This window comes from Paenibacillus sp. D9 (assembly GCF_001188365.1).
GTDB classification, from domain to species: domain Bacteria; phylum Bacillota; class Bacilli; order Paenibacillales; family Paenibacillaceae; genus Paenibacillus_O; species Paenibacillus_O humicus.
This window is the reverse complement of record NZ_JZEJ01000001.1, coordinates 5,507,396-5,531,975: the sequence shown is the minus strand read 5'-3', so window position 1 is coordinate 5,531,975 and position 24,580 is coordinate 5,507,396. Positions and strand designations below refer to the sequence as shown.

Sequence of the window (24,580 nt, the reverse complement as noted above, 5' to 3'; positions counted from 1 at the left end):
TCAGCGCACTTGCGGAATCTTGATCGCGACGGTCGTGCCTTCGCCCGGCTCGCTTTCGATGGAGACGCCGTAGTCGGAGCCGAAGGCGAGCTCGATCCGTTCGTTGACGTTGCTCACCCCGATATGATCCCGGTCCGAATCCCTGCGGACGGCGCCCATGATCAGCTTGATCGTTTCCTCGGACATGCCCTGGCCGTTGTCGGACACCCGGAATTCGATGCCGTTGTCCGCCTGCCGGGCGGAGATGGCGATCATGCCTCCCTCCGGCAAATTTTTGATTCCATGATAAATCGCGTTCTCCACGAACGGCTGCAGCAGGATTCTCGGCGTTTTGAAGGCATGGAGCTCCCTCGGAACGTCGATGGCATAATCGAGCTTGTCGCGGTAGCGCATCTTCTGGATCTGGAGATAGCTGTCGATATGCTCCACCTCCACCCGGATCGGGACCAGCTCGTCGTCCTTGGCGATGCTGGCCCGGAACAGCTTGGCCAGAGCCGATGTCATCAACACCACTTCCTCGTTCTTCCGCTGCTCGGCCATCCATATGATCGAGTCCAGCGTGTTGTACAGGAAATGCGGATTGATCTGGGACTGAAGAAGCCTGAGCTCCGTCCGCCGTTTGATCTTCTCGGTCTGGACCCTCTCGTCCAGCAGCCTGCGGGTCTGGCCGACCATCATGTTGAAGGCGCGGCCGAGCTGGCCGACCTCGCCCGCCTGCCCGACCTCCGCCCGCACGTCGAAGTCTCCCCGCTCCACCTGCCTCATGACGGCTTGCAGCCGCCGGATCGGGCGGGTGATCCGATGCGAGATGATGAAGGAAATGATGAGGGTGACGGCCAGGCCGGCAGCCGCCCACAGCAGGAATGAATTCCGCATCGCGGACGGATTGGAAATCAGCTCGTCCTGATAGGCCACGCCGACGATCTTCCAGCCGAAGCTCGTATCGTGGATCGTATAGATGCGGCCGCTGTCCTTGTCCACGAAGCTTCCTTGCTCGGAGGCCATGACGCGGCCGATCTGCTCCGTGCGGAGCTTGCTGTAGATGAGCTGCTGCTGCGGATGATAGACGATGTTCCCGCTGCTGTCGACGATGAAGACGTAGCCGCGCTGGCCGAGCTTCACGTTGCGGCAGATGTCGTTGATGACGTTCAGCTTGAGATCGACCAACGCGACGCCCTGGCCGGTCATGCCGTTGATGCTTTTGAGCTCCCGGCTCAAGGAGACGACCCAGCTGTATTCCCCTTGCAGGACATTCTGGACATGGGGCGGAGAAATGACGGACCTTCCGCCTTCCTTCACCGCCTGCTTGTACCAGTCCTGGTCCTGGGGCGGCACGTTCGGATTGAGCTGGGTCAGCCTCCGGTCGGACACCACCCTGCCGTTGTACCCGAATACCATGATCGAGGCGATATCCTTGCGGGTGTACAGCAAGGACTGGAACAGGTCCGAAATGTTCTTCTGATAGGAGCGCACCTCTTCGCGGCTGATGAACGGATTGCTCGAAATATAATACTTGACGTCCTTGTTGGTGAAAATAATGAGGGAGATGTTCTCCATATTGTCGATATAGGACTGGATGTTGTTGTTGACCTGGGTAATGATCTCTCCCATGTAGGCTTCCGAATTGCTGATGACCGCATCCTCCGAGACGTTGTAGCTGATCAGGCTGGTGACGGCGATGGCCGCCAGGATAAGCAGGGAGAATGCCGTCGAGATGGCGGCATGGATCGTCTTGGGATAATAATCCAGAAAGCGCCTGCCTCTCATGGCTGCTCCCTTGATTTCTCCCGGTATTCGCGCGGCGTAAGGCCGGTATGCTTCTTGAAGGAGATGCTGAAGTAGTTCGGATCGGCGTAACCGACCTTGGCAGCGATTTCATACAGCTTGAGAGGAGTGTTGCATACAAGCTCCTTGGCCTTGCCGATGCGGATCCGGGTCAGGTATTCCACGAATGTTTCGCCCGTCTGCTGCTTGAACACCGTGCTGAAATAACTCGTGCTCATCAAGACATGCCGGCATATGTCCTGCAGCGTGATGCGCTCGTCGGCGTAATGCTCCTCGATATACGCGATCGCCTGTCCGATCTGATTGCGCATCGTCTGGCTCCGGTTGTCGGATACGGTCTCGATCGCTCCGACCGCGATTTCCTCGAGCCATTGGCCGACCTCGTCCAAGGTGCCGAGCCTGTACAGCTCCGAGAACAGCATCCGGTGCCTGCTGACGATGCGCGTCTCGTCGATGCCCATCTCCTGCATCGTGTTCATGAGCAGGACGATGACCTTCTGGATCTGCAGGTAGCATACGTCCAGCGGCGCATGGGATTGCTTCAGTCCCGCGATGAACGGCCCGATGAGGCTGCGGATCTCGGCCGCGGAACCGGTGCGGATCGTCCCGGCAAGCAGGCGGCTCCACTCGAGGCTGACCGATGCGGGCGCCGTTTCCTTGCCTTCCAGGTCAAGAATGCTGAGCACCCGGTTTTTGCCGTATTGAAACCGGTAATCAAGCGCGGCCGAGGCGCTTTTGTACGAATCGGGAAGATCTTGCGGTCCTGCGGCGGCTCGCCCGATGGCAGCCGTGACCGTATAGCCCAGATACCGCTCGATATGATGGCGCGCCTCCTCGGCGGTCCGCAGCGCCAGCTCATGCAGCAGGCTTTCCGGCTGGCCTCCGATCAGGGCGGCGATCCGGTCCTCGCGAGTCCGGAAGACGACTCCGCCCTCCCTGGAGATGATTTCTTCGATGATGTTGAAGCCGGCGAAATGAAGCAGCTCCACATCCTGCTCGGAAGCATCGGAATGCCTCGAGGCTCCATCGTAGTCGTACAAGGTGATCAGATAGGGAGGCTGGAGAGCCGGTATGCCGAAGTAGGCCAGGCGCTCGGCCATGTTCCGCGCTCCCGCCCCCGTGGCGGCCAGCCGCTCCAGAAACCGCTCCCGCAGCAGCGGCAGGCTCTGGTTGAGCTGGCTGTACAGCCTGCCGACATCCTCGCCCCTGCGCTTCTCCTCCTCCATCTCCGCATGGACCTTGTCCAGCAGCGCTCTCGTCTCGCTGGCCGTGATCGGCTTGAGGATGAAGTCGTGGACCTTGAGGCGGAGAGCCTGCTGCGCATATTCGAACTGATCGTATCCGGTAAGGATAATGATCTTGATATAGGGATAACGCTGCAGAATGTTCTCGCTCAGCTCGAGGCCGTTCATGAACGGCATGTTGATATCCGTCAAAACCAGGTCGGGCCTCAGGGTCTCGATGGCTTCAAGCGCATCCCGTCCGTTGGTGAAATCGCCCGCCAGCTCGAACCCGTGGCGGGGCCAATCGATGATGTTCCTTAAGCCTTCCCGGACGACGGCTTCGTCATCCACCAGCATGACTTTGTACATGGACGCCTCCTGCAGGACTGCTAGAAAAATGGGTAGTATGTACCTCCATACTGATCACCGCAGCGAAATTTGTCAATTGCTAGGACTGGCGCCCGGTCCGTTCAGCCAAGTCAAAAGGCCGCCTTGCGGCGGCCTTCGGACGTTATTGGAACAGATGCTCGTTTTTGCTTCCGCGCGTTCCATTATTCATGTTGGTGTTCGTGCTCATGCCCTTGTAGGAGGAGTTGCTGGCCGATTCGGCCGGGAACACCCGCTCCACCATGGCATTGAACTCGGCCACGAAGCCCTTGATCGGATGGCCTTGCTTCACGTCGTTGGCGTAGCCTTGCATCCGGCTGAAGAAGTCCGGATTCGCAGATACGTATACATTCTGGATGCCCGGATGGTTCTTGTGCACGATATCGGCGACCTTCGCCTTGAACTCGCTCGTCAGCTCCCGGTCCATGTACCGGTTGTTGTTGTCGGACAGGCCGTTCATCATATGGCCGCGGTTGTTCGTGGATGCTCCCGTGCCGTAGGCGTTGAAGCCGTTCGTATACGAGCTGTACCCGTTGGATCCGGGGCGGTCCATGAATGTGCCGTAATTGGACTGGCCGATGACGCCTCCGGTCAAATCCCGGGCGCCGCGCTTGACGTCGTTCGTCAGCGTACGGGCTCCCATGCCGACGTCGTTCGTCAGCGCACGGGCTCCCATGCCGACGTCGTTCGCGAGGCTGCGGACGCCGCTTCCGATATCGGCTCCCATCCGTTCCATCCCGCCGACGATGCCTTTGCCGTCGCTGTAGCCTTGGGCCGTACGGCCCGTCGAGGTCAAGCCGGTCACGCTGTGCCCGTCAAGCCCGATGGCGACATAAGCGTTCTTGTCCGTCGTGAAGACGTGGGCCGTCCGCACGCCCGGCAATTTATTCAGCTCATCCGACAGCTTCTTGTTCGTGGACAAATGATAATTTTGATGATTGCCGACGATGTTGTTCCCGTTTTGCTGGTAGCCCTTCACGCGGTTCATTTCGTTCATGCCGTCATCGGCAAAGCGCTTGCTGAGCAGATTGTAGTTGCCGGCCGCATTGTTGCGGATGTTTTTGTTGCCGAGCTCACCATGGTGCGTTCCGCATCCGGCCAAAGCCGTACTGATTACGATACCGGCAGCAAGCACTTTCCAGGGCTTTTTCATTCGGTTTCCTCCAGTATAGTCCAATGGTGTCCGCAGCCTTGTTCAGGTACGGCCCGATTAGTTTCTCCCGACAAGGAGAGGCTATCCCGCTCAATGGTTCCCATCCAGGGCGGATGCCGGGTCCCGCTCCTGTAAAGCCCCGGCATGCGGAAAAGCCGCAAGCTCCCGACTTAGGGCGGCTTGCGGCTTCCAGAATCTCTATATTCAAGGCTTGGCGGCTTCGACCCCGTTCAGCACAAGCTTGTAGCTGATGTCGGCCTTGAGCGAGTCGGACACCGCGCAATACTTCTTGCTGCCCATCTCGATCGCTTTCCACACCCGGACGGCCGATATGTCTCCGTCCACGCGGAAGGTAAGCTCGATTGCGGTGAAGCCGGTCGGAGCTTCCTCCTTGCGGGCTCCATCGGCCTCGATCTCCATTCGCTGGATGGAATCGAGGTAATGGTTGAGGATCATCGTGACGTCGATGCCGATGCATCCGGCGAGGCCGGCCAGCAGCAGCTCCATCGGCGTAGCGCCCTTGCCCTCGCCGCCATACAGCGGCGTCGCGTCCATTCCGACCGGATAACCGGAATCTCCGACGGAAGTAAACGCCCGCCGGCCGTTCCAAGTGGTCATGACTTTCATTTCACATACCCGCTTTCTCGTGAAAGTAGTGGTGTTGCCCCTTAATGCTCGCTGAGCTGATTCAGGAATTTACGAGCCCGATCGGACTCTGGACTGCGGAAGAACGACTCCGGCTCCTGTTCCTCGACAATGATGCCTCCGTCCATGAATACAACCCGGTTGGCCACCTGCCGGGCGAACTTCATCTCGTGGGTGACGACGACCATCGTCATCCCCTCCTGAGCCAGCTGCCGCATCACTTCCAGCACTTCGCCGACCAGCTCCGGATCGAGCGCCGATGTCGGCTCGTCGAACAGCATGACGGACGGCTCCATCGCAAGCGCGCGGGCGATGGCGACGCGCTGCTGCTGTCCGCCCGACAGCCGGGAAGGGTATTCGTCTTTTTTGGCCGCCAGGCCTACCCGCTCCAGCAGCCGATAGCCGATGCGCTCGGCTTCCGCCCGCGGCAGCTTCTTGACGGTAAGCAGCGACTCGATGACATTGCCCAAAGCCGTCTTATGGGGATACAGATTGAACTGCTGAAAAACCATTCCTGCGTTGCGCCGGATCTCCCGGAAGCCCGCGCTCTTCTTCCTCGCCGGCATATCCGAAGCCACGCGGACGCCGTTCACTTCCACCGAACCGCCGCTGAGCTCCTCGAGCCCGTTGAGACAGCGCAGCAGCGTGCTTTTGCCGGAGCCGCTCGGTCCGAGAAGGACGACGATTTCCTTCGCCGCAACCTGAAGATCGATGGTTTTCAACACTTCCGTTCCGCCAAAGGATTTCGACAGCCCGTTCGTCTGAATCATCATTCGGTTCGCTCCTCCTCTCTCAATAGACTTTGGACAGCCGCTTCTCGATCGCTTCGAGAATGGCCGAGAACAGAGTGCTCATCACCCAGTACATCGCCGCTACGCCCAGGTAAAACGGCATGTACACATAATACTGGGCGACCAGCAGTTGAGCGGAACGCAGCAGCTCGGTTACGGTAATGACGGAGACGAGCGACGTTTCCTTGAGCATGCCGATGAACGTGTTGCCCATCGGGGCGATCGCCACCCGGGCCGCTTGCGGAAATATGATTCTTCTCAAAGCTTGCCAGGGGGTCATGCCCGTCGCATAGGCTGCTTCGGTCTGCCCCTTCGGTATGGCCAGAATCGCCCCCCGGAACGTCTCCGACAAATAGGCGCCGACATTGATGCTTAACGCCACATAGGCGGCTGTCAGCGGTCCAAGCGTAATGCCGTAATCAACAAGCCCATAATAAACGATAAGAATTTGAACGAATGCGGGCGTGCCGCGAACGACGGAGACGTATGCTCGCGCCAGCCAGCGGACCGGCAAATTCCCCTTCAGCCGGGCAAGCGCAACGACGATGCCGATCAGCAGGCCGAAAAACATCGCTACGACGGTAATCAGCAGCGTATAATAGGCGCCCTTCAACAAGAAGAGGCCGTTATCCCATAGCAGATTCATGAACGCTCGAAGCTCCTTTTGATCCGTTGGATATCGCATAGGGCCATGACGCTCATGCGCCACAGCCCTCAGCAACCCTGCTTCTTATTTGGAGGCAGGCTCCTCGCCGAACCATTTCTTGAAGATGGTCGTGTACGTTCCGTCGGACTTCATATCCGTCAGAGCTTGATCCAGCGCCGCCAGAAATTCCGGATTGTTCTTGCGTACGGCGATCCCGGCGGAATCGGATTTGATCGCTTCTCCGACCGCCTTCACCTTGTACCCGTTCTTGTCCACGATCGGCTTCAAGGCGTACAGATTGTTGATCGTGGCGTCGATCCGGCCGGCATTGAGGTCCTGGAGGGAGGTGATGACATCGTCGTAGGTTTTGATATTGAACTTGCCTACTTGGGGCAGCACTTCATTGCGCAGGTAGGCTTCATCGTTCGTACCGAGGCCGACGCCGATATTTTTGCCTTTGAAATCCTCCAGCTTCGTAATGGAGTCGTTGCTTTCGCGGACGATGATCTTCACTTGGTTCGTAATGTAAGGCTGAGTGAAGTCGATCTGCTGCTTGCGCTCGTCGGTTATGGTCACCTGGCTGATGATGACATCGATCTTGCTTGCCTGCAGGCTCGGAATCAGGCCGGAGAAGTCTTGAGGCGCGAATTCCGCCTTCACTCCAAGGCGCTTGGCGACATCCTTGGCGATGTCTGCGTCGAAGCCGTCGATTTCCTTGTTCTCGTTCAGGAAATTATAAGGCGCGTAGGTGCCCATGAGCCCTACTTTCAGCACGCCGGCCGCCTTCACTTGAGCGAGGAGGTTGTCGTCTCCTTCCGCTGGCGCGTTGCTTCCGGATTCGCCGGCAGGAGCCGGGCTTGCGGTATTCTGGGCTTTGTCGTTCGTTTTCGCTCCGCATCCGGCCAGCGCAAAGGCGAGCAGCATGAGGATGGATACAGCGAGGTAAAGCGATTTCTTCCGCATTGGATTTCTCTCCCTATCCTTTTTTTATTATGGTGTCCGGCTCTGACCGGATCATTCCGCTGCCGGCCCGTTAAATGCCGAGCAGCCCGAAAAATTCGAATCTGGCCGTCTCGGACGCCAGCTGCTCCGCTGTCCTGGAGCCGATCCCGCTCCCCGGCGCGTTCAAGCCGAACAGCCAGCGCGCAATGACGCCTTCGATCAAGCTCATGATGAGGGCGGCCCGCACTTCGGCATCGATTGCGGCAGGCAGCATTCCAAGCTCGATCGCCCGGCGGATATTTTGCAGGAAGGCCCTCTCCATCGCAGCCCGCGTCTCCGCGATCTCTTGACGGATCGGTTCAATGGCGCCGCTGCCGCCGAGCAGCATCTCCATAAGGTCCCGGTTGGATTCCGCAAACAGGAACAGCCTGGCAAGCAGAGCTTCCGATACTTGCACCATGTCCTGCACCGTGCCCGCCTCCCGGCGGTAGCCTTGCGCGATGACTTCCAGCAGCTGGCGGCGTCCGTCTTGCACGATCTCCAGCGCAATCGCTTCCTTGCTCTTGAAATGCCAGTAGAAGGTTCCTTGCGCCACGCCGGCTTCGGCAACGATATCGGAAATTTTCGTGACATGGTAACCGTCCTTCGCGAACCGTCTCAAGGCGATTTCCATGAAGCGCCTGCGCCGCTCGCTGCCGGCCTGCGAATCCTTGTCTTCGTTCAAGATGTTTCTTCACCTCACCCGATTGACTAGTCAGTCAGTTATGTTTTAAATCCTATTGGATTGCTGAGGTATTGTCAAGCGATTCCACGATCCAGATTGAAATCGCATCAAAGCAAACCTCCCGTCCACTTTCGGACAGGAGGCTTGCTGAGAAAGCTTGGCGGGTATATAGGCATGGGGCGGAATCATTGAGACAACCGGGCGGCATCCTATTCTGGCTCCGGCAACCGTTTCCGCCTCTGTTTAGAAAAGGGTCATTCCAGTTCCTTTTTGATGACATTCCATATTCCGCTGTCCATGAACGAGCGGCTCCAGGTAGCAACGCCTGCCAGCCCGTATTCTTTCGCTATCGCAACTCTTGCTTTGATGGAAGTGCTGTCTTCCAGCCAAATCCGTTTCAATTGCCCGTCCTCCCGATACTCCACGTAATTCTGCCCGGTTTTCCGGTCATACGCGGGAGTCAGCTTGCGGGCGGCCACCAGCTCGGCCGCCTTTTTCATTCCAAGCGCTTTGGAAGTGACCTTGCTCCCTCCCGAGCTCTTCGGCGTCTCCGTCCAGATTCGAGTATATAGAGGCATGCTGAGAACGATTTTAGACGGCGGAATCCCATCTTCGTCCAGCAGCCCTTCGACCGACCTCCTCACCCAGGGGAGGGAAGACACCGAACCGGATTTCGGGCTGGAAGCCCAATGCTCGTCATAGGCCATCAGCATCATGAAATCCACATAGGGAACCAAGGCCGGCCGGTCGAGGAACAAGGACCAGTATTCGCTGTCCGACTTCGGGGTGACGTCGACAGATACGACGAGGTTCCGTTCGTGAAGAAGCGGCGCCGCTTCCTTGATGAACTGAACGAAGTTTTTCCCATCCTCCGTTTTCACGTTTTCAAAATCAAAGTTGATTCCTTGCAGGTCATACGATTCCGCGTATTGAAGCAGCTGCTTGATCATATGTTCCCGCGACTTTTTCGTCGACAACGCCTTTGACGTCCGGATCGGCTCGAATCCGTTGCTGAACATCGCCCAGATCTGGAGGCTGCGCTCCTTCGCCCACCGGACATAGTCCAGATCCGCTTTGCTGCTTATATCCCCGGCTCCGTTGGCGAGCTCGAACCAGGTCGGACTCACCACATTGACCCCGTCCAGCTCCGGAAGCCGCTCCGGATCGGGAGATTTGCCGTAGACGGCTTCCCAGGTCATATTGACTTTGACATTCCCGGAGCTGAGCGCTTGTCTGTTGGGGACCATGTCGTCCACATGATCGATCGCGCCTCCGGCAAGCGGGCCGACAGGAAAGATATCGTCGCCTTCCGAAGCGGAAGCTTGCGCAGGCGACCGGGATGGAAGCTCTCTTCCGCCGCCAGTTGCCGCAAGGCTTGTCCGATTGCCGGCAAGAGCCTGTTCGGACGCCGTGCGCTTCCCAAGCAAGGCCGGCATTTGCTTGAACGGCATGACCGGCAGGGCAAGAAGATGGAACAAGATGATGGTGCATGTGGAAGAAAAGATGAAATACACGAGAAATAGACGGCCCAGCCTGCGCTTGGCCACATGGTGATGGTCCATCCAGCATCCCTCTCTAACTCTCTGATCCTTTCTTCCATTCTATGAACCTATCCCGGTTCTCATGACGCTAGAGGCGCAGGAAGAATCCTCAGCATACAAAAAAAGACTTTTCCCTTTCGATGCAAGAAAGGGAAAGTCTTTACGTTCGCCGGCATGGCCTGACAGGCAGCTTCAGCCGGCTGCTTGTTCGTCTGCTTCCTTACCGCGTCTCCCGGTGAAGCGTCACCTTCTTCAGACGCGGACAGTATTTGCGGAGCTCGATCCGTTCCGGGTTGTTCCTTTTGTTTTTGGTCGTCGTATAATTGCGGTCCCCGGATTCCGTGCAGGCAAGCGTAACTGTGACTCTCATTTCCCTTTTCCTCCTTGTGCTTTACGATCACTGAAAGTGTTCCATGCTCGCTTAGAATACAAGTAATATTTACTATTTGAAGCCGTTCCAAAGAGACTCATTCACCCCAAAACAATCCATGCCGGTCGAGCTCCACCTGTTCGAGCTGATGCTCGAAATCGCCGTGCAGAGGAATCATCGGGACTTCGCTCCAAGCTCCTTTTCTTTTCATGCATACCGCCCATTTGCCGTTGTTCAGCCGAAAATGGACGATATCCTTGCTATGCCATCCCGATTCAGGGAGGGCGGGCCTCAGCTCGCTGAGCGTTAGACCGTTCTCTTCCCAGCAGTAGGCCAGCCGGATGTCTCGGCGCATGCTGCCGGGAACTTTGAGCTGGATGTATCCGTCCAGCAGCCTGCCGATCCGATACCGGCTGAATTCATCCCGTTCAATGGCCACCATGGCGCGGAATTACCAGCTGGCCTTTTTGACGCCTGGAATATGCCCCTTGTAAGCCAGCTCCCTGAAGGCGATCCGGGATACTTTGAACTTCCTCAGATAGGCATGCGGCCTGCCGGTCATGGCACAGCGGTTATGCAGCCGGGTTGGGGAAGAATCGCGCGGCAGCTTGGCCAGAGCTTCGTAATTGCCCTCTTCTTTCAGCTTTTTCCGAAGCTCGGCATATTTTGCAACCAAAGCCTGTCGCTTTAGCTCTTTTAAGACCTTGGATTTCTTCGCCATGATCATTCTCCTTTAATCGTAATTTTTACTTTTTAAGTATATCAGACGATCATCTCGAAGAAAAGACGATCATCCTGCCCTGCGAAAGCGGGCTGGTCTCCCCTCAAGCCGTGTGATGCCTTTCATCTCCATCCCCCCGCGCGAAGCGAACGCTCCTGTCCGGCTTCAAGCCGCTCAAGCAGCCTCGGCTTATATTCCGAATAGGAATCCTCAAGCATCGGCAGGGAGATCGATGCCTCCTCAATGATCGCCTTGCGCTTGGCTTTGAGCACGATCTGCTCCATATCGGCAAAGCTGCATCCTTCCAGCATCTGCGAGGCTGGCTCCAGAAGCTCTTCCCCTCCGGGGAAATCGCCCAGCAGCTGGCTCAAATACGCCTCCCGCGAAGCTCGGTTCGGGCTGTCGTACCTCATCTTCGTATCGAAGCGGCGCCAGATGGCGCGGTCCAGATCCTTCTCCAGATTGGTTGCCGCCATGAATACGCTGCTTCCGTCGAACTCATCCAGACACTGGAGGAGAGTGTTGACGACACGGGTCATCTCTTTCACTTCATCATTGTTTTCCCGGGTCCGGGCTATGGCATCGAACTCATCTAGAAACAGCACACATGGGCTGGACCGCGCATGATCGAATATTTTACGGAGATTCGTCGCCGTCTCGCCCAGATGGCTGTGGATGACGGAATCCAGCCGGACCAGAAGCAGGGGAACGTTCAGCCTTTGCGCCATATAGAAGGCGGTCAGCGTCTTGCCCGTTCCCGGCGGGCCGAACATGACGATCTTGTTGGGAATAGGCACGTCATGCTCCTCGAATTTCTCCTTCATGTCCAGAATCCGGATGAATTCCTCGACAATGCGGTTGTTTTCGGGCTGTAGCACGATGCGCCTCACTTTGCGGCCGCAATCCTTCGGTGAATAATAGGAAGCGATGTCTGTCCCTTTGGAGCGGGGGAGCCTGCTCGCTGCTGCTGACTTGCTCATGAGATGAACTCCTCTGACTGTAGGATTAGGCTCTGCTTCATACGGCCTGGAATGCCGGCAATGGGTCTTTGAAATGACGCCATACGCTTTTCATTTCTTCTCCCGTGAGAAGCGCCCGGTCCAAGGAGCCGCTGATCCGCTCTTTGTCGAGGCCGATGCCGATGAATACGAGCTTGGTTACCCGATCTCCCCATTGCTCGTCCCAATCCGGCGATTTGGGGAAATCGCTGCCGAAATAGGCGAACCTCTCTTCCTCCGACAACGCGGCTACCCACAGCCCCGCAGGGGACAGCTGCCGGGATACGCCGGCCTGGCTGAAGGATACAGCGGTATGGTTGCGAGTGGCGATCCACATGACGCCTTTAGAGCGGATTACTTCCTGAGGCCAGCTGGCGAGCTGCTGAAGCAGCCGCTCCGGATGGAAGGGGATTTTCCGGGTGTAGACGAACGAGCCGATTCCATACTCCTCCGTCTCCGGCTTATGCTCCTCCTTCAACAGCTCCTGAATCCAGCCCGCGGATTGGCTCGCTTTGTCAAAATCGAATAGATGCGTATTCAGGATGGCCTTCGGATCTACGTTTCCATAGCTCGTCCGAATGATTTTCGCCGCAGGCTGCAGGCCTCGCAGCGCCTTCTCCAGCTTGTCGAGCTCCTCCGCGCCGACCATATCGCATTTGTTCAAAATCAGGACATCGCAAAATTCGATCTGGTCGGTCAGCAGGTGGACCACTCCCCGAGTATCGTCGTCGCCCGCTTCCTGGCTGCGGTCCTTCAGCGATTCCCGGGTATTGAAATCCTGCCAGAAATGATAGGCGTCCACGACCGTCACCATGCAGTCCAGACGGGTAAGCTTGGACAAGTCGATATTCTGGTCCTCATCGACATACGTAAAGGTTTGGGCGACCGGAAGCGGCTCCCCGATCCCCGTCGACTCAATCAAGATATAATCAAATCTCTGCTCCTTGGCAAGGCGCTCGACCTCCTGCAGCAGATCGTCGCGCAGCGTGCAGCAGATGCAGCCGTTGGACATCTCCACGAGCTTTTCTTCCGTGCGGCTCAGCCCTGCGCCGTCCCGGACCAGCTCCGCGTCGATGTTCACCTCGCTCAAATCGTTGACGATCACGGCGACCCTAAGGCCCTCCCGGTTGTTGAGCACATGATTCAATACGGTCGTTTTTCCTGCGCCCAGATAACCGCTGAGCACGGTCACCGGAATTTTCTCCGCCATCTCCTGTATCATTCCTTCAACTCCTTTATGGCTCCTCCATGGGTTCATAGGTTCATAATTTCATTCGAATACCTGCGAGTCTGATCTTACCCGCATAATATAATAGTAATTATTACGATTAAAACCATCTTACCTTCCGCTCACAAACCTGTCAAGTCAATCATGGCACTCATCCGATCAATAATCTGCGTACGGACTGTGAAAGACAGCGCGCCTCGATCGAAACCGTCCATGGAATGAAAGGAGGAAAGAAAGCCTCCTGTCCGGCGGATGTCAGCCAGGTTATGCCTGTTCAAGGAATTCAGAGGAGCCGCAAAGCGCCCATGCAAAAAAGCCGGAATCATCCGGCTTTCCGTTTAAGCGATTCACGTTTTATAGTCGTACAAGCGGCTGAAGGCACGCTCAGGCTCAATTTATTCAAGACAGCCTCACGACAGTTCATATTCCTTTCGCATTTACATGATCCTATTGTTGCAGCGCTAGAGGACGGTCGTACGGTTTCTCCCGCCGGCTTTGGATTGATACAGCGCCATATCCGCCCTATGAATGAATTCCTTTGCCGAACCCCATTCCGGGCTGCAATGAGCGACCCCGACGGACACCGTCAGACGGCCTACAGGGTCAAACGCCGCTGCGGCAATCTCTTCGCGGATCCGCTCGGCCAGCAGCTCGGCCAGATGGACATCCGCGGTTCTGACAAGCACGCCGTATTCTTCGCCGCCATATCGGAAGGCAACATCGCGAACACCGGCAAGCGCGCGAATCTGGGATGCCAGCTCGATAAGCACCCGATCGCCCATGACATGTCCGTATGTATCGTTGATCCGCTTGAAATGATCGACATCAAGCAGAATCAACGAGAATTGAGTCCCCTCGTCGATCCATTCCGCGATCGTAAGATCGAACATTTTACGGTTCCAGAGCCGCGTCAGTCCGTCCAGGTGGGCTTCGTCGGATAAGACCTTGACATAATTGTCAAAGCTTTGAGCAAGCTGCTGAACCTCGTAGATGTACGTTCCGCGCAGCCTGGTGTTCACGGAAAGGACATGCCGCGAGGAGACGGCCGCTTCCTCCGAAATTCTGGCGAGCTTATAGAGCGGAGATGAAATTTGTCTGGAAATCCACAACGCCGCGATCAGGATAAGAATGAACAACGGCAGCGCTTGGAGGATCATGGATTTTTCAAGCGTTCGAATAGGCTCGTCCAATATGGTCTTTGGAGTTTGGGAAACAATTCCCCAACCGCTGTCGGGCTCATAGGCATACCCGGCAAAATAGCTTTGGCCATCGGAATTTTCGATCGTTTTGTAGCCGCTGTTTCCTGACTTGACCCGTTCGATGACTTCATTGCCTTTCACGAATTCATTGATCCGAATGGGATTCGGGTGGAAAATCAATCTGCCGTGCTTGTCCACGACGTATACGTACGAGCCGTTGCCGTAGTAGTGCTCGCTCAGCTGCCGGCTGAGCACATTATCCTCTTGAAGATAGATGGTGCCTCCGATAAACCCTTCATACTCCCCGTCCTTGTCGAATACAGGCGTCGAGATCAGCACAAGAAGACGGCCGGAGGCGCCTACATACGGATCGGAGATGAACGCCGTCCGCTCCGAAGCAGCCTGTCCGGAGGCGCTCGACGTCAGCTTCGTGCCGGCTCCGATGCCCACATTCGTCGGGCTGATGGCTTGGATCGTCCGGTTGGCGTCGGCAAAAAACACGGAGTTGAAGTAGCGCTGATTGGTTTGGAACCAAGTATCCAGCTCATTTTGATTGATCTTGTTCCGCCAGGATACCGCTGCCAGCGACACCAGGTTGCTGTGCATCAGATCAAGCAGCTCCTCGGTATTGGAAGCAAGCTTCTTGGCATATTGAGCGTTGTTTTGCAGGTAGCTCGAAGAAAGGGAGGCGCTGCTCGCGCGCACAGCCGCATAAACGCCGACGGACGCGGTAAGGAACATCGCACTGATTACCAGAAGGCTGAGTATGTGGCGGAGCTTGATTTTTTTGTAGGATCGCATAACCTTCACTCTAAGCCTCTTTGCTGTCTGATTTAGATGGCGCAAAACCATACGGATAAGCTCTGCAATTATACCACGATCTCGGAAATTACAACTAAGGCAACCACGGATGGACATTCCTTGGCGACAGCCTGCACAGGTTCAACGGATTCAGGCGGAGATTTGCGCAAAAGCCATCTTTAGAAAGAATGCCTTCCATCAACTCCTATGTTATCGGCAATTTCACATTTATGTTTACATGTAGCTTTCCCCAAGATTGACATAGAGCATTTCCGTTAGGGCTTTTTTTCGTCCCTCTATTCCAATGAAAATAAAAGCCGCCCAACTACCCATCAGGTAGTTAGGCGGCCTATTGAACGATAGCTGCATTAATTGCGGATAAGATAGTCAAACGCGCCTAATGCGGCATTTGCGCCCGATCCCATCGAAATGATGATCTGCTTGAAAGGACTGTTCGTGCAGTCGCCGGCAGCGTATACACCCGGCAAGCTCGTCGCGCCGTGGTTGTTGACGACAATCTCGCCCATGCGTGTGCGCTCGACGGCATCGCCAAGCCAGTCCGTGTTCGGTACGAGTCCGATCTGGACGAATACGCCCTGCAGCTCAATATGCTTGACTTCGCCTGTTTCGCGTTCGATATACGAAACGCCGTTCAGCTTGTCCGTTCCGGTGAACTCTTTGGTCTGAACGTTCTTCAGCACCGTAACGTTAGGCAGGCTGTACAGGCGGTCCTGCAGCACGGCGTCCGCCTTCAGCTCCGAATTGTATTCGAGAACCGTCACATGGCTGACGATGCCGGCAAGGTCGATCGCCGCTTCGATGCCGGAGTTGCCTCCTCCGATGACCGCTACATGCTTGCCTGCGAAGAGAGGACCGTCGCAGTGAGGGCAGTAGGCTACGCCTTTGTTCTTGAACTCTTCCTCGCCCGGCACGCCGACATTGCGCCAGCGGGCGCCCGTCGACAGGATGACGGTCTTGCTCTTCAGAACGGCGCCGTTTTCGAGCTCAAGCTCGATGTAGTCGCGCTTCTCCAGACGTTTGGCCCGTTGAAGCTTCATCACATCGACCTGGTACTCTTTGACATGTTCTTCAAGGCTTGCGGCGAGCTTCGGACCTTCGGTATATTTCACGCTGATGAAGTTCTCGATGCCTACCGTGTCCATCACTTGGCCGCCGAAGCGCTCCGCGACAATGCCGGTACGGATGCCCTTGCGCGCCGCATAGATGGCGGCGCTGGCGCCGGCAGGACCGCCGCCGACGACAAGCACGTCGAACGGCTCCTTGTTGTCGAATTCAGAGGCGTCCGGAGCTTCGACAACCTTGGAGAGGATCTCCTCGATCGTCATCCGTCCGCTTCCGAAAAATTCTCCATTCAAGAATACGGAAGGAACAGCCATGACATCTCTGCTTTCCGCTTCTTCCTTGAAGGCGGAGCCGTCGATCATCGTATGCGAAATGCCCGGATTAAGGATGCTCATCAGGTTCAGCGCCTGAACGACGTCAGGGCAATTGTGGCAGCTGAGGCTGATGAACGACTCGAATCGGTAGTCGCCTTTGATGCCTTTGATTTGGTCGATCACGCTTTGATCGACTTTCGGGGCTCGTCCGCTCACTTGCAGCAAAGCCAATACGAAGGAGGTGAATTCGTGGCCCAAAGGAATGCCGGCAAACGTAACGCCGGTTTCCTCGCCGATGCGGTTGACGCTGAAGCTCGGCGTTCTGGGCAATTCGGCTTTTTCCACCGTAATTCTGGACGTCATGCCGACGATTTCATCCATAAGCTCCAGCATCTCTTTTGAGACGGGATCGGATGCCGCGCTGACCTTGATCAGCACATCGCCTTCCATAAGCTGAAGGTATTGGTTCAATTGTGACTTGATATCTTCGGATAATACCATTGGAACAGCTCCTTAGATTTTGCCGACCAGATCAAGGCTAGGCTTGAGCGTCGCGCCGCCTTCTTGCCATTTTGCCGGGCATACTTCGCCTGGATTGTTGCGCACATATTGAGCGGCTTTGATCTTGTTGATCAGGGTGCTCGCATCGCGGCCAATGCCGCCGGCGTTGATTTCAACCGTCTGAATGACGCCGTCCGGATCGATGATGAACGTGCCGCGGTCAGCAAGGCCGTCCGCTTCGATCAATACGTCGAAGTTGCGGGAGATCGTATGGGAAGGATCGCCGATCATGATGTACTCGATCTTGCCGATCGTATCGGTCGTATCATGCCATGCTTTATGGGTGAAGTGAGTGTCCGTGGATACCGAGTATACTTCAACGCCAAGCGATTTCAGCGTCTCGTATTGGTCCTGCAGATCGCCGAGCTCAGTCGGGCATACGAACGTGAAGTCGGCAGGGTAGAAGCATACGACGCTCCATTTGCCTTTGAAGTCGGCATCGGAAACCTCGATGAACTTTCCTTTTTGAAAAGCGGATGCATTGAACGGCTTTACTACGGTTCCAATTAGAGACATGAATGGTTCCTCCTGAGGATGATTATTTATTTGTAATAACTCTAAACTAATACTAATTAACCGGAAATGACATGTCAAGTGTTTTGATGACTTTGTTCGACATATTCTTCATTGTCGTGGCTGTCCCTCTATGATTGAATGCAATATGAAGGCTATATTTACGGCAAATCCAAATAATTTCCGGTCAAATCCAACCTGCAGCCGCCTGCCTTCCGGCCCCACCCTACCGTCTTCGATCCTTGCCGACCCCCATTTGCGACGGAACCAACCTTGCCGTCAGGCTTGCTCTATCCGTTTCTTCTAACGGAGGTCAGAATGGCTGGATATGTCGGAATGGCTGGACGCGGCCAGGCTGCTATAAGTCTATCGAGTCGCAGAAGCTCATGGTTACGCCGGAGTAACTATCCCACTTCAAAGTGCCTACTTACAAAAAGTGCGTTAAAATCCTAGAATGAAGGACATGCGGGAGCGGGCAGCCTGATTCGGCTTATCGCCTAAAACCGACATTTCATTCCGAAGGAGTGTTGAAATAGATGGAACTTCAACTTGCACTGGATCTCGTCGATATTCCTGAAGCGATAAAAGTCGTCGCCGAGGTGGCGGACTCGATCGATATTGTCGAAATAGGTACTCCGATCGTCATCAATGAAGGCCTTCATGCCGTCAAAGCGATGAAGGAAGCCTTTCCGCAGCTGCGGGTGCTTGCCGATCTGAAGGTCATGGATGCAGGCGGCTACGAGGTCATGAAGGCTTCCGAGGCGGGAGCGGACATCGTGACGATTCTAGGCGTATCCGACGACGCCACGATTCGAGGCGCTGTCGAGGAAGGCCGCAAGCAAGGCAGGCAGATCATGGTCGACATGATCAACGTAAAGAATCTGGAGGAGCGGGCTCGCGAAGTGGATGCCATGGGCGTCGACTACATCTGCGTGCACGCAGGCTACGACCATCAGGCCGAGGGCAAAAACTCCTTCGAGCAGCTGCGCACGATCAAGAGCGTCGTGAAAAACGCGCGCACGGCCGTAGCCGGCGGAATCAAGCTGGCCACTCTGCCGGAGGTCGTGGCTGCCGGTCCTGACCTGCTCATCGTCGGCGGCGGCATTACGGGCCAGGACGACAAAAAAGCGGCGGCGGCGCAAATGCGCGAGCTCATCGCTGCCGGAGCCTAAAGCCGCCATGAACACGACGGCTTATGCGAACACTGTCGCCGCCGAGCTGGCCATGTCGGCGGCCGGCATCGACGAAGCCGCTGCGGCGGCCTTCGCCGATGCGGTGCTGCGCGCCGGTCGCGAGGGCGGCGTGTTCGTCGCCGGGGCCGGACGCTCCGGGCTGATGGGCCGCGCCTTCGCCATGCGGCTGGTGCATCTCGGGCTGACCGCCTATGTGGTCGGCGAGACGGTCACTCCGGGCATCGGGCCCGGCGGGCTGCTCGTCATCGGCTCGGGCTCCGGCTCTACCGCAAGCTTGCTGGCCATGGCCGCCCGCGCCGGCGAGCTTGGCGCCTCCGTTGCGCTTGTGACGACCAAGCCCGAATCTCCGATCGGAGCCTCCGCCGATCTGCTCGTCCGGCTGCCCGGAGCCGCCAAGGACGAGCAAGGGGCATCCACCATTCAGCCGATGGGAGCCCTTTTCGAGCAAGGACTGCTGCTGTTCTACGACTCCGTCGTGCTCCGGCTGATGGAGCTTCAAGAGCAGGACGGACGTCAGCTGTACGGCCGCCATGCGAACCTCGAATAGCCCATTTGCAGCTGCCCGCGCGGCGCCCCAGGCGCTGTGCGGGCTTTTTGGCATGCGGAGGCCGCGATTAGGCCCGAAGGGACAGTTGTAGTATGATTGGGGCATAGAGACGAACAGACTGGAGGCCGGTGCAATGGCCCATGAAGTGAAGGATCGCATCAACCTGAAGGAAATCAACTGCGAGAAGGAACTGACGCTCGCCGTCATCGGCGGCAAGTGGAAGCTGATCATTCTCTGGCATCTCGGCACGGACGGGACGAAGCGCTTCAGCGAGCTGAAAAAGCTGATCCCCGCCATAACGCAGAAAATGCTGACCAATCAGCTCCGCGAGCTGGAAGAGGACCGTCTGGTCGCCCGCAAAATCTATCCCGAGGTGCCGCCGCGGGTGGAATACTCCCTGACCGGCTACGGAGAAAGCCTCATGCCGGTGCTGCGCCTCATGTACGACTGGGGCCGAAAGTACGGCGACGAAGTCATCGGGAACGGCCGGGGCTGGCCGGTCGAGGCTGCCGCATCGCAGCCGGCTTCGAGCCTGGACTAGACTCTGCGGGCAGGAGCGGCGGCCTGCCGCCGAGGCTGCAATGCAACCCCGGTTCGCATGATCGATGGCCAATAAGGGGACTCTATTCAACGCCAATCCTTTGAAACGTCCCGCTTGCGAACAGAGCTGCTTGTCATCCGCCCATTCAAAGGTTTCTCCAAAGAATAGGCTTTGCATGAGCTGCTTGGCCTATTGGCCATATGATGTGCCCGTAAATTCGACACCTTTTACTGGAAATTTTCTTTTTCAAAAAGGCTATGTCAACTTCTATTGTTGATTTGTGACCATAAGAAAACCGCCTTTGTGAAAAGGCGGTTAATTGGACTATCGTCTCTCGATGGCTTAATCACCTTAAGCGGCAAGGTCATCTTGCCGTCTGATATACGAGACCTATTGCTCCAGAATCGAAGGTCTTGTTTTCAATTAGCCTAAGATTGATCTTTTCCTTGAGACCTTGGAATAACGGCAATCCCTTGCCGATCAGGACAGGAGAAACCGTAATTTTATACTCATCAATCAAATCAAGCTGCATCAGGTGGTGTGCGAGCCTAGGACTGCCGAGGATGACCATATCCTTGCCTGGCTGCTGCTTGAGGGTTTTGATTTCTTCCTCGACATCTTCGTTCACGAGTCTGGAATTATTCCATTCGACCTTCTCCAGCGTCGTGGAAAAAACAATTTTAGCTGTCTTTTCAATCCACTCGGCATGATCCCGTTCATGCTGCGAAGCTGATGGGTTGGAAGGCACAGATGGCCAATAATTGTGCATCATCTCGTAAGTCCCGCGCCCCCAAACGACCGTATCGGCAGTACTCAGAATTTCTTTCGCGTGTTTCTCCAAATCAGCATCGTAGGAAATCCAGCCAATGTCCATTTCGCCATTGGGCCCTTCTACAAAACCGTCCAGCGATGCGTGAAGAAAAAGAACAAGTTTTCTCATTTTCAGTTCTCCTTTGTCCAAGAGGGATATCTACAATGACTAAATTTTAACATATCCAACTTGGGTTGTTTCTTATGGATTGCCAACCTCCCATTCGTAAAGATCCACGATCAGAATTAAGGTTTAACAAAGCCTGCAGAAAACCTTTCCATTGCCAGGTGAAGTTAATTCTAAAAGGGTACAGCATTAGAATACGCAGAAATTGCGGACCAATCAGCTCCGCGAGCTGGAATGTCTCGACAGCCTGACAGGCCCATATCCAACATTCCTACACCAATTAATTTGCCTTGTCCGTATGCCAGAGCAAAAATAGATCTGCCACTAGGAATCATTCTTCGATTTCAATGACGGCCATCGACAGAAGAAATGATCGAGTTTGTTCCAATGAAATAGAACTTATGATTTAAAACATAACCCTTTCTAAAAGAGTCTTTCCCCCTTAAAGCATCGTGAAGGCGCACACAAGACTACAATGTGGAATAGGCTAGAGCAAATGCGAGGAGGTTCTGGCAACTATGCATCCAACCTATCCCTATCCAATGTATGATCCCTACTGGGGACAGCGATATCTTCATCATCAGCCTTATGCGCACAGGCACGTCTATGGCCGCGACGGCTATTATCAAAGTCAAGGTCCGCACCATTACGAGAGCCAGGGCGCCCAAAGCTACAACGAACAGGGACCGCACAGCTACCAAGGCCATGTAGGCGCCTATACAGGAGGCTACGGCATCGGCGGCCATGCGGGCGGCTTTTTTGGCGGACCCGAGCACTTCGGCCTCAAGACAGGCGTTGATGTCGGCGGTCCCGCAGCCGGATTCAATTTAGGCAGCCATCTGGGCGGGCACGGGGCAGGCGTGCAGGCGTACGGTCATCTGGGCCCTTACAAATCCGGCCTGCAGTCTGGCCTCCAATGGGGACCGCACGGCGCCTACCATCAGGCGAGCGGCCATATCGGCTCCTATGAAGCTGGTCTAAACACCGGCCTGGACTGGCAGAAATATGGACTGAACGCTCATACGACCGGGCATGTCGGTCCCTATGAGGCAGGCCTGCAGGCCGGAGCCTCTGCAGGTGGAAACGGCCATCTCGGCTACGGCATGAATGTGAACGCCGGCGGCCATGTCGGCAACCTGCAGGTTGGACTCGGCGGCGGCGCTCATGTCGATTCGCAGAGCATCGGCATCGATGCCGAGTCCAGCTTGGGCAAGCACAAGCTCCACACGGGTTTCGGCTTCAATTGGGATTGACCGAGCTTGAGGCCCTTGCCATCGGCGACAAGGGCCGTTTATTTTCGTAGACAGCGGCTTCCGAGGAAGCCGGTTTGTTCTCCTTGGCAGCGGACAGCTGGCTGACCAGCCAGCCCAGATTCCCGCTGCCGGACAACGCGATCATCATCGAGAACGACGTCCCAAATCGCGAACGAGCCCGCACCATGATGAACGGAAAAAATAGGGCCAGCCCGATAGCAAGCAACATGCCGCCAGGCCGGCTCTTAGTTTGGCTGCAGGGCCTGCTACGACTGCCTGGCGCCGTCATTCTCGGGAATGTATCTAAGTTCTTTGTCAACCATAGGGATAAAACAAATAGCCTCTTAATGTTGCTATGTTCTTATCTCCTTACCATCCAATCTTGTGCCAGCCGATCTTCGCGATCCGCTCCTTCTGACAGGCTATGGCTTGATCCGCATCCGGTCCGCTTGCCGCTCCCGTCAGAAGCGCCTGGGCTTCGCCTTCAAGATCGGCTCCAAGCACAATCGTCCAGGCCGCATCGTCTCCATTTGCCAATCCATTTTAATCGGAAAGACTCCGCCGTCGGAATTTCCAATCGACGAACCCCGCATGAAGTAAGCTGCGCGAGCAAAACTTATCGACTTGTCTCCCGGTTCGGCTCTGGCGACGTCGATGAACGAAACGACTGTGTCCTCCAGTTGGACAGCGATATCTGAAACGATTCAGGGGTATTCCATTCGTTCATCACCGTTGCTAAAGAAATTAAGTATAGGGCGTTGTACTTAGAATGAATTTCGTCGTCATTGGTGAAGCGATGCCCGTCAAGATGACTATTTCGATTTGCAAACGCCTCAACCGCATCTCCCGTAGCTGGGGGTAAGGGCAGTCAGCGCTACCGTAAAAGCAGAGCCAGCAAGTATCGACCCATCATCCACCAGCCCTCCGAGCAGGAAGCGATCATCAACGCCTAATGCTATCCTAATTCCCATCAGACCGGCCAGTGCGCTTGAGAAGGAATTGATTCGGATCAGCGCCTTGAGGGTCGTTACCCGGCGATAAAAGAGAAAATGCAAGCGCCCGCCATGAACTCGAAGGAGGAATCCGATTGAGCCGTTGGCTCTTCTCGATAGTCACGTAGATAAAATCCTTCATGACCTTCTGGATGACATTGGGCCGCTGCTCCTTGACGGTAAACAGGGCTGCGAGCTTTTGTTAAATCCGTAACTATGGTATCATCATTATTAGTACCTGATACTAATACTTGATACCATACCGGGAGGTTGATTGCTTATGTCTAGCAAGGCCCCGATTACGACCGGCTACCGTACATCCGCCCGCATCACCGCAGTAGGCTCCTATTTGCCGAAGCGAGTGTTGAGCAATGACGATCTGGAAAAAATGGTCGACACCAACGATGAATGGATCGTTCAGAGGACGGGAATCCGGGAACGCCGTATCGCAGCTGACGACGAATATACGAGCGGCCTGTGCTTCCATGCCGTGCGCGACCTGATCGAGCGCTACCCGGAAAAGAGCCTCGAGGATGTAGACTACATTCTTGTCGCAACGGCAACGCCTGATACTTTCTTCCCCCAGACGGCAGCTCGCGTACAAGCCGAGTTCGGCATCAAGGCAGCCGGAGCTGCGGACGTCGCGGCCGCCTGCGCAGGCTTCGTCTCCGCGTTGCAGCTCGCCGGCGGCCTTATCGCCTCCGGACTGCATCGCAAGATCCTTGTCATCGGCGCGGAAACGCTGTCGCGAATTACCGATTACACCGACCGCACGACCTGCATCCTGTTCGGAGACGGCGCGGGAGCCGTGCTTGTCGAAGCCGGAGCTTCGGACAGCAAGCCCTCCTGGCTGCACTCCTTTGCCCGCACGGATGGAGAGGACGGCCATCACTTGTACCGGTCCAGCCTGTCCCCGTCTATTGGCGAGCATTCGCTCCAGCAGTCGGGCAAAATCGTCCAGAACGGACGTGCCGTGTTCCGCTGGGCGATCAGCCGTGTTCCGGAAAGCATTCTCGAAATGCTGAATGAAGCCGGAACGGCTCCGGAAGATGTCGACTGGTTCGTGCCGCATAATCCCAATATGCGGATTCTCGATGTCGTGAGCGAGAAGACGGGCATTCCTCTCGATAAAACCATTACGACTCTGGAGCATACCGGCAATACGTCGGCTGCCTCCATCCCGCTCGCTTTAAGCGAAGGAGTCCGCAGCGGCCGCATCCGCGAAGGACAGTTGCTGCTTCTGTACGGCTTCGGCGGCGGTCTATCGCAGTCCGGCCTGCTCATCCGCTGGATGGCTTGAGCCGGAGCCAGTCCTAAAACAAGGCCACCCTTTGGGGATGGCCTTGTTTTAGTTGATCAGGATATCCCTGCAAGGGGCAGGGATATCCTTTTGTCACCCCTCGATTGGGCCGAGGATTTTAAGTAATGCAGGAGGAGCCAGACAACCTGCAAGCCTAAGTCTGCCGACCCGTTCCCTACGGTCACTTAAGGC

25 protein-coding genes are annotated in these 24,580 nt (G+C 56.0%); 5 read left to right on the top strand and 20 right to left on the bottom strand.

Annotation, left to right across the window (positions count from 1 at the left end; genetic code table 11):
• The 17 genes from VE23_RS24680 to ahpC all read right to left on the bottom strand — a co-directional run bounded on the left by VE23_RS24680 (position 1) and on the right by ahpC (position 17,628).
• Positions 1-1,767, bottom strand: coding sequence for a cache domain-containing sensor histidine kinase (locus VE23_RS24680; protein ID WP_048743858.1), 1,767 nt, complete (start codon positions 1,765-1,767; stop codon positions 1-3).
• Entirely contained in the window at positions 1,764-3,377 is a 1,614-nt protein-coding gene (locus tag VE23_RS24675) for a response regulator transcription factor (protein ID WP_049869499.1), read from the bottom strand. Before VE23_RS24675 ends, VE23_RS24680 begins: the two co-directional genes overlap by 4 nt.
• Positions 3,378-3,519: 142 nt before the next feature.
• Entirely contained in the window at positions 3,520-4,548 is a 1,029-nt protein-coding gene (locus VE23_RS24670) for a YhcN/YlaJ family sporulation lipoprotein (RefSeq protein WP_048743861.1), read from the bottom strand.
• A gap of 204 nt (positions 4,549-4,752) precedes the next feature.
• Positions 4,753-5,175 (bottom strand): OsmC family protein, encoded by a 423-nt coding sequence (locus VE23_RS24665; RefSeq protein WP_049869498.1) that lies wholly within the window; start codon positions 5,173-5,175, stop codon positions 4,753-4,755.
• Between the two features lie 41 nt (positions 5,176-5,216).
• Positions 5,217-5,966 (bottom strand): amino acid ABC transporter ATP-binding protein, encoded by a 750-nt coding sequence (locus VE23_RS24660; protein WP_373864517.1) that lies wholly within the window; start codon positions 5,964-5,966, stop codon positions 5,217-5,219.
• A 19-nt stretch (positions 5,967-5,985) separates the two neighbouring features.
• Positions 5,986-6,630 (bottom strand): amino acid ABC transporter permease, encoded by a 645-nt coding sequence (locus VE23_RS24655; RefSeq protein WP_048743864.1) that lies wholly within the window; start codon positions 6,628-6,630, stop codon positions 5,986-5,988.
• Between the two features lie 84 nt (positions 6,631-6,714).
• Positions 6,715-7,593, bottom strand: a complete 879-nt coding sequence (locus VE23_RS24650) for a transporter substrate-binding domain-containing protein (protein ID WP_049869496.1) — start codon at positions 7,591-7,593, stop codon at positions 6,715-6,717.
• A gap of 70 nt (positions 7,594-7,663) precedes the next feature.
• Entirely contained in the window at positions 7,664-8,245 is a 582-nt protein-coding gene (locus tag VE23_RS24645) for a TetR/AcrR family transcriptional regulator (protein WP_084781749.1), read from the bottom strand.
• A 305-nt stretch (positions 8,246-8,550) separates the two neighbouring features.
• Entirely contained in the window at positions 8,551-9,858 is a 1,308-nt protein-coding gene (locus VE23_RS24640) for a glycosyl hydrolase family 18 protein (protein WP_049869492.1), read from the bottom strand.
• A gap of 199 nt (positions 9,859-10,057) precedes the next feature.
• A complete protein-coding gene (rpmG, locus tag VE23_RS24635) occupies positions 10,058-10,207 on the bottom strand; it encodes a 50S ribosomal protein L33 (protein ID WP_021879594.1) in 150 nt (49 codons plus the stop codon).
• Positions 10,208-10,304: 97 nt separating this feature from the next.
• Positions 10,305-10,649: a DUF3024 domain-containing protein gene (locus VE23_RS24630; protein ID WP_049869490.1), complete on the bottom strand. Its 345-nt coding sequence runs from the start codon at positions 10,647-10,649 to the stop codon at positions 10,305-10,307.
• 9 nt (positions 10,650-10,658) lie between these two features.
• Positions 10,659-10,928, bottom strand: a complete 270-nt coding sequence (gene rpsN / locus VE23_RS24625) for a 30S ribosomal protein S14 (protein ID WP_049869488.1) — start codon at positions 10,926-10,928, stop codon at positions 10,659-10,661.
• 122 nt (positions 10,929-11,050) lie between these two features.
• The gene (locus tag VE23_RS24620; RefSeq protein ID WP_049869487.1) at positions 11,051-11,908 is read right to left on the bottom strand and encodes an AAA family ATPase; all 858 of its coding nucleotides are present in this window, start codon (positions 11,906-11,908) and stop codon (positions 11,051-11,053) included.
• A gap of 37 nt (positions 11,909-11,945) precedes the next feature.
• Entirely contained in the window at positions 11,946-13,148 is a 1,203-nt protein-coding gene (locus VE23_RS24615; RefSeq protein ID WP_049869485.1) for a GTP-binding protein, read from the bottom strand.
• A gap of 467 nt (positions 13,149-13,615) precedes the next feature.
• Positions 13,616-15,154, bottom strand: coding sequence for a sensor domain-containing diguanylate cyclase (locus VE23_RS24610; RefSeq protein ID WP_048743872.1), 1,539 nt, complete (start codon positions 15,152-15,154; stop codon positions 13,616-13,618).
• A 368-nt stretch (positions 15,155-15,522) separates the two neighbouring features.
• Positions 15,523-17,052, bottom strand: coding sequence for an alkyl hydroperoxide reductase subunit F (gene ahpF / locus VE23_RS24605; RefSeq protein WP_049869483.1), 1,530 nt, complete (start codon positions 17,050-17,052; stop codon positions 15,523-15,525).
• 12 nt (positions 17,053-17,064) lie between these two features.
• Positions 17,065-17,628, bottom strand: a complete 564-nt coding sequence (gene ahpC, locus VE23_RS24600; protein ID WP_048743873.1) for an alkyl hydroperoxide reductase subunit C — start codon at positions 17,626-17,628, stop codon at positions 17,065-17,067.
• Positions 17,629-18,161: 533 nt separating this feature from the next.
• Here ahpC and hxlA point away from each other — a divergent pair.
• From hxlA to VE23_RS24585, 3 genes are all read left to right on the top strand, one after another.
• Complete coding sequence (gene hxlA, locus VE23_RS24595) at positions 18,162-18,797, top strand: 3-hexulose-6-phosphate synthase (protein WP_049869482.1); 636 nt, start codon at positions 18,162-18,164, stop codon at positions 18,795-18,797.
• A 7-nt stretch (positions 18,798-18,804) separates the two neighbouring features.
• Complete coding sequence (hxlB, locus tag VE23_RS24590) at positions 18,805-19,365, top strand: 6-phospho-3-hexuloisomerase (protein ID WP_049869480.1); 561 nt, start codon at positions 18,805-18,807, stop codon at positions 19,363-19,365.
• A 133-nt stretch (positions 19,366-19,498) separates the two neighbouring features.
• On the top strand, positions 19,499-19,906 hold the full coding sequence (locus VE23_RS24585; protein WP_048745201.1) for a winged helix-turn-helix transcriptional regulator: 408 nt from the start codon (positions 19,499-19,501) through the stop codon (positions 19,904-19,906).
• A gap of 364 nt (positions 19,907-20,270) precedes the next feature.
• Here the strand turns inward: VE23_RS24585 and VE23_RS24580 are convergent, their stop codons facing one another.
• The gene (locus VE23_RS24580; protein WP_049869478.1) at positions 20,271-20,846 is read right to left on the bottom strand and encodes a dihydrofolate reductase family protein; all 576 of its coding nucleotides are present in this window, start codon (positions 20,844-20,846) and stop codon (positions 20,271-20,273) included.
• Positions 20,847-21,361: 515 nt separating this feature from the next.
• Here VE23_RS24580 and VE23_RS24575 point away from each other — a divergent pair.
• Positions 21,362-22,096 (top strand): hypothetical protein, encoded by a 735-nt coding sequence (locus VE23_RS24575; RefSeq protein ID WP_049869476.1) that lies wholly within the window; start codon positions 21,362-21,364, stop codon positions 22,094-22,096.
• Here the strand turns inward: VE23_RS24575 and VE23_RS24570 are convergent.
• Positions 22,083-22,325: a hypothetical protein gene (locus tag VE23_RS24570; protein WP_049869474.1), complete on the bottom strand. Its 243-nt coding sequence runs from the start codon at positions 22,323-22,325 to the stop codon at positions 22,083-22,085. The genes VE23_RS24575 and VE23_RS24570 overlap by 14 nt on opposite strands.
• A 140-nt stretch (positions 22,326-22,465) precedes the next feature.
• Positions 22,466-22,633 carry a hypothetical protein gene (locus tag VE23_RS26790; RefSeq protein ID WP_021877909.1) on the bottom strand — a complete coding sequence of 56 codons (168 nt, stop codon included), beginning with the start codon at positions 22,631-22,633 and terminating at the stop codon, positions 22,466-22,468.
• 735 nt (positions 22,634-23,368) lie between these two features.
• On the opposite strand from VE23_RS26790, the gene VE23_RS24565 reads away from it, so the two are divergent.
• Positions 23,369-24,388, top strand: coding sequence for a ketoacyl-ACP synthase III (locus tag VE23_RS24565; RefSeq protein WP_049869472.1), 1,020 nt, complete (start codon positions 23,369-23,371; stop codon positions 24,386-24,388).
• The last annotated feature ends 192 nt before the right edge of the window (positions 24,389-24,580 follow it).

What these genes read in the sequence shown, in the direction of transcription:
- VE23_RS24680 (WP_048743858.1), bottom strand. Translation starts at nt 1,767, where the DNA reads ATGAGAGGCAGGCGCTTTCTGGATTATTATCCCAAGACGATCCATGCC.
- VE23_RS24675 (WP_049869499.1), bottom strand. Translation starts at nt 3,377, where the DNA reads ATGTACAAAGTCATGCTGGTGGATGACGAAGCCGTCGTCCGGGAAGGC.
- VE23_RS24670 (WP_048743861.1), bottom strand. Translation starts at nt 4,548, where the DNA reads ATGAAAAAGCCCTGGAAAGTGCTTGCTGCCGGTATCGTAATCAGTACG.
- VE23_RS24665 (WP_049869498.1), bottom strand. Translation starts at nt 5,175, where the DNA reads ATGAAAGTCATGACCACTTGGAACGGCCGGCGGGCGTTTACTTCCGTC.
- VE23_RS24660 (WP_373864517.1), bottom strand. Translation starts at nt 5,966, where the DNA reads ATGATGATTCAGACGAACGGGCTGTCGAAATCCTTTGGCGGAACGGAA.
- VE23_RS24655 (WP_048743864.1), bottom strand. Translation starts at nt 6,630, where the DNA reads ATGAATCTGCTATGGGATAACGGCCTCTTCTTGTTGAAGGGCGCCTAT.
- VE23_RS24650 (WP_049869496.1), bottom strand. Translation starts at nt 7,593, where the DNA reads ATGCGGAAGAAATCGCTTTACCTCGCTGTATCCATCCTCATGCTGCTC.
- VE23_RS24645 (WP_084781749.1), bottom strand. Translation starts at nt 8,245, where the DNA reads ATGGAAATCGCCTTGAGACGGTTCGCGAAGGACGGTTACCATGTCACG.
- VE23_RS24640 (WP_049869492.1), bottom strand. Translation starts at nt 9,858, where the DNA reads ATGGACCATCACCATGTGGCCAAGCGCAGGCTGGGCCGTCTATTTCTC.
- rpmG (WP_021879594.1), bottom strand. Translation starts at nt 10,207, where the DNA reads ATGAGAGTCACAGTTACGCTTGCCTGCACGGAATCCGGGGACCGCAAT.
- VE23_RS24630 (WP_049869490.1), bottom strand. Translation starts at nt 10,649, where the DNA reads ATGGTGGCCATTGAACGGGATGAATTCAGCCGGTATCGGATCGGCAGG.
- rpsN (WP_049869488.1), bottom strand. Translation starts at nt 10,928, where the DNA reads ATGGCGAAGAAATCCAAGGTCTTAAAAGAGCTAAAGCGACAGGCTTTG.
- VE23_RS24620 (WP_049869487.1), bottom strand. Translation starts at nt 11,908, where the DNA reads ATGAGCAAGTCAGCAGCAGCGAGCAGGCTCCCCCGCTCCAAAGGGACA.
- VE23_RS24615 (WP_049869485.1), bottom strand. Translation starts at nt 13,148, where the DNA reads ATGATACAGGAGATGGCGGAGAAAATTCCGGTGACCGTGCTCAGCGGT.
- VE23_RS24610 (WP_048743872.1), bottom strand. Translation starts at nt 15,154, where the DNA reads ATGCGATCCTACAAAAAAATCAAGCTCCGCCACATACTCAGCCTTCTG.
- ahpF (WP_049869483.1), bottom strand. Translation starts at nt 17,052, where the DNA reads ATGGTATTATCCGAAGATATCAAGTCACAATTGAACCAATACCTTCAG.
- ahpC (WP_048743873.1), bottom strand. Translation starts at nt 17,628, where the DNA reads ATGTCTCTAATTGGAACCGTAGTAAAGCCGTTCAATGCATCCGCTTTT.
- hxlA (WP_049869482.1), top strand. Translation starts at nt 18,162, where the DNA reads ATGGAACTTCAACTTGCACTGGATCTCGTCGATATTCCTGAAGCGATA.
- hxlB (WP_049869480.1), top strand. Translation starts at nt 18,805, where the DNA reads ATGAACACGACGGCTTATGCGAACACTGTCGCCGCCGAGCTGGCCATG.
- VE23_RS24585 (WP_048745201.1), top strand. Translation starts at nt 19,499, where the DNA reads ATGGCCCATGAAGTGAAGGATCGCATCAACCTGAAGGAAATCAACTGC.
- VE23_RS24580 (WP_049869478.1), bottom strand. Translation starts at nt 20,846, where the DNA reads ATGAGAAAACTTGTTCTTTTTCTTCACGCATCGCTGGACGGTTTTGTA.
- VE23_RS24575 (WP_049869476.1), top strand. Translation starts at nt 21,362, where the DNA reads ATGCATCCAACCTATCCCTATCCAATGTATGATCCCTACTGGGGACAG.
- VE23_RS24570 (WP_049869474.1), bottom strand. Translation starts at nt 22,325, where the DNA reads ATGTTGCTTGCTATCGGGCTGGCCCTATTTTTTCCGTTCATCATGGTG.
- VE23_RS24565 (WP_049869472.1), top strand. Translation starts at nt 23,369, where the DNA reads ATGTCTAGCAAGGCCCCGATTACGACCGGCTACCGTACATCCGCCCGC.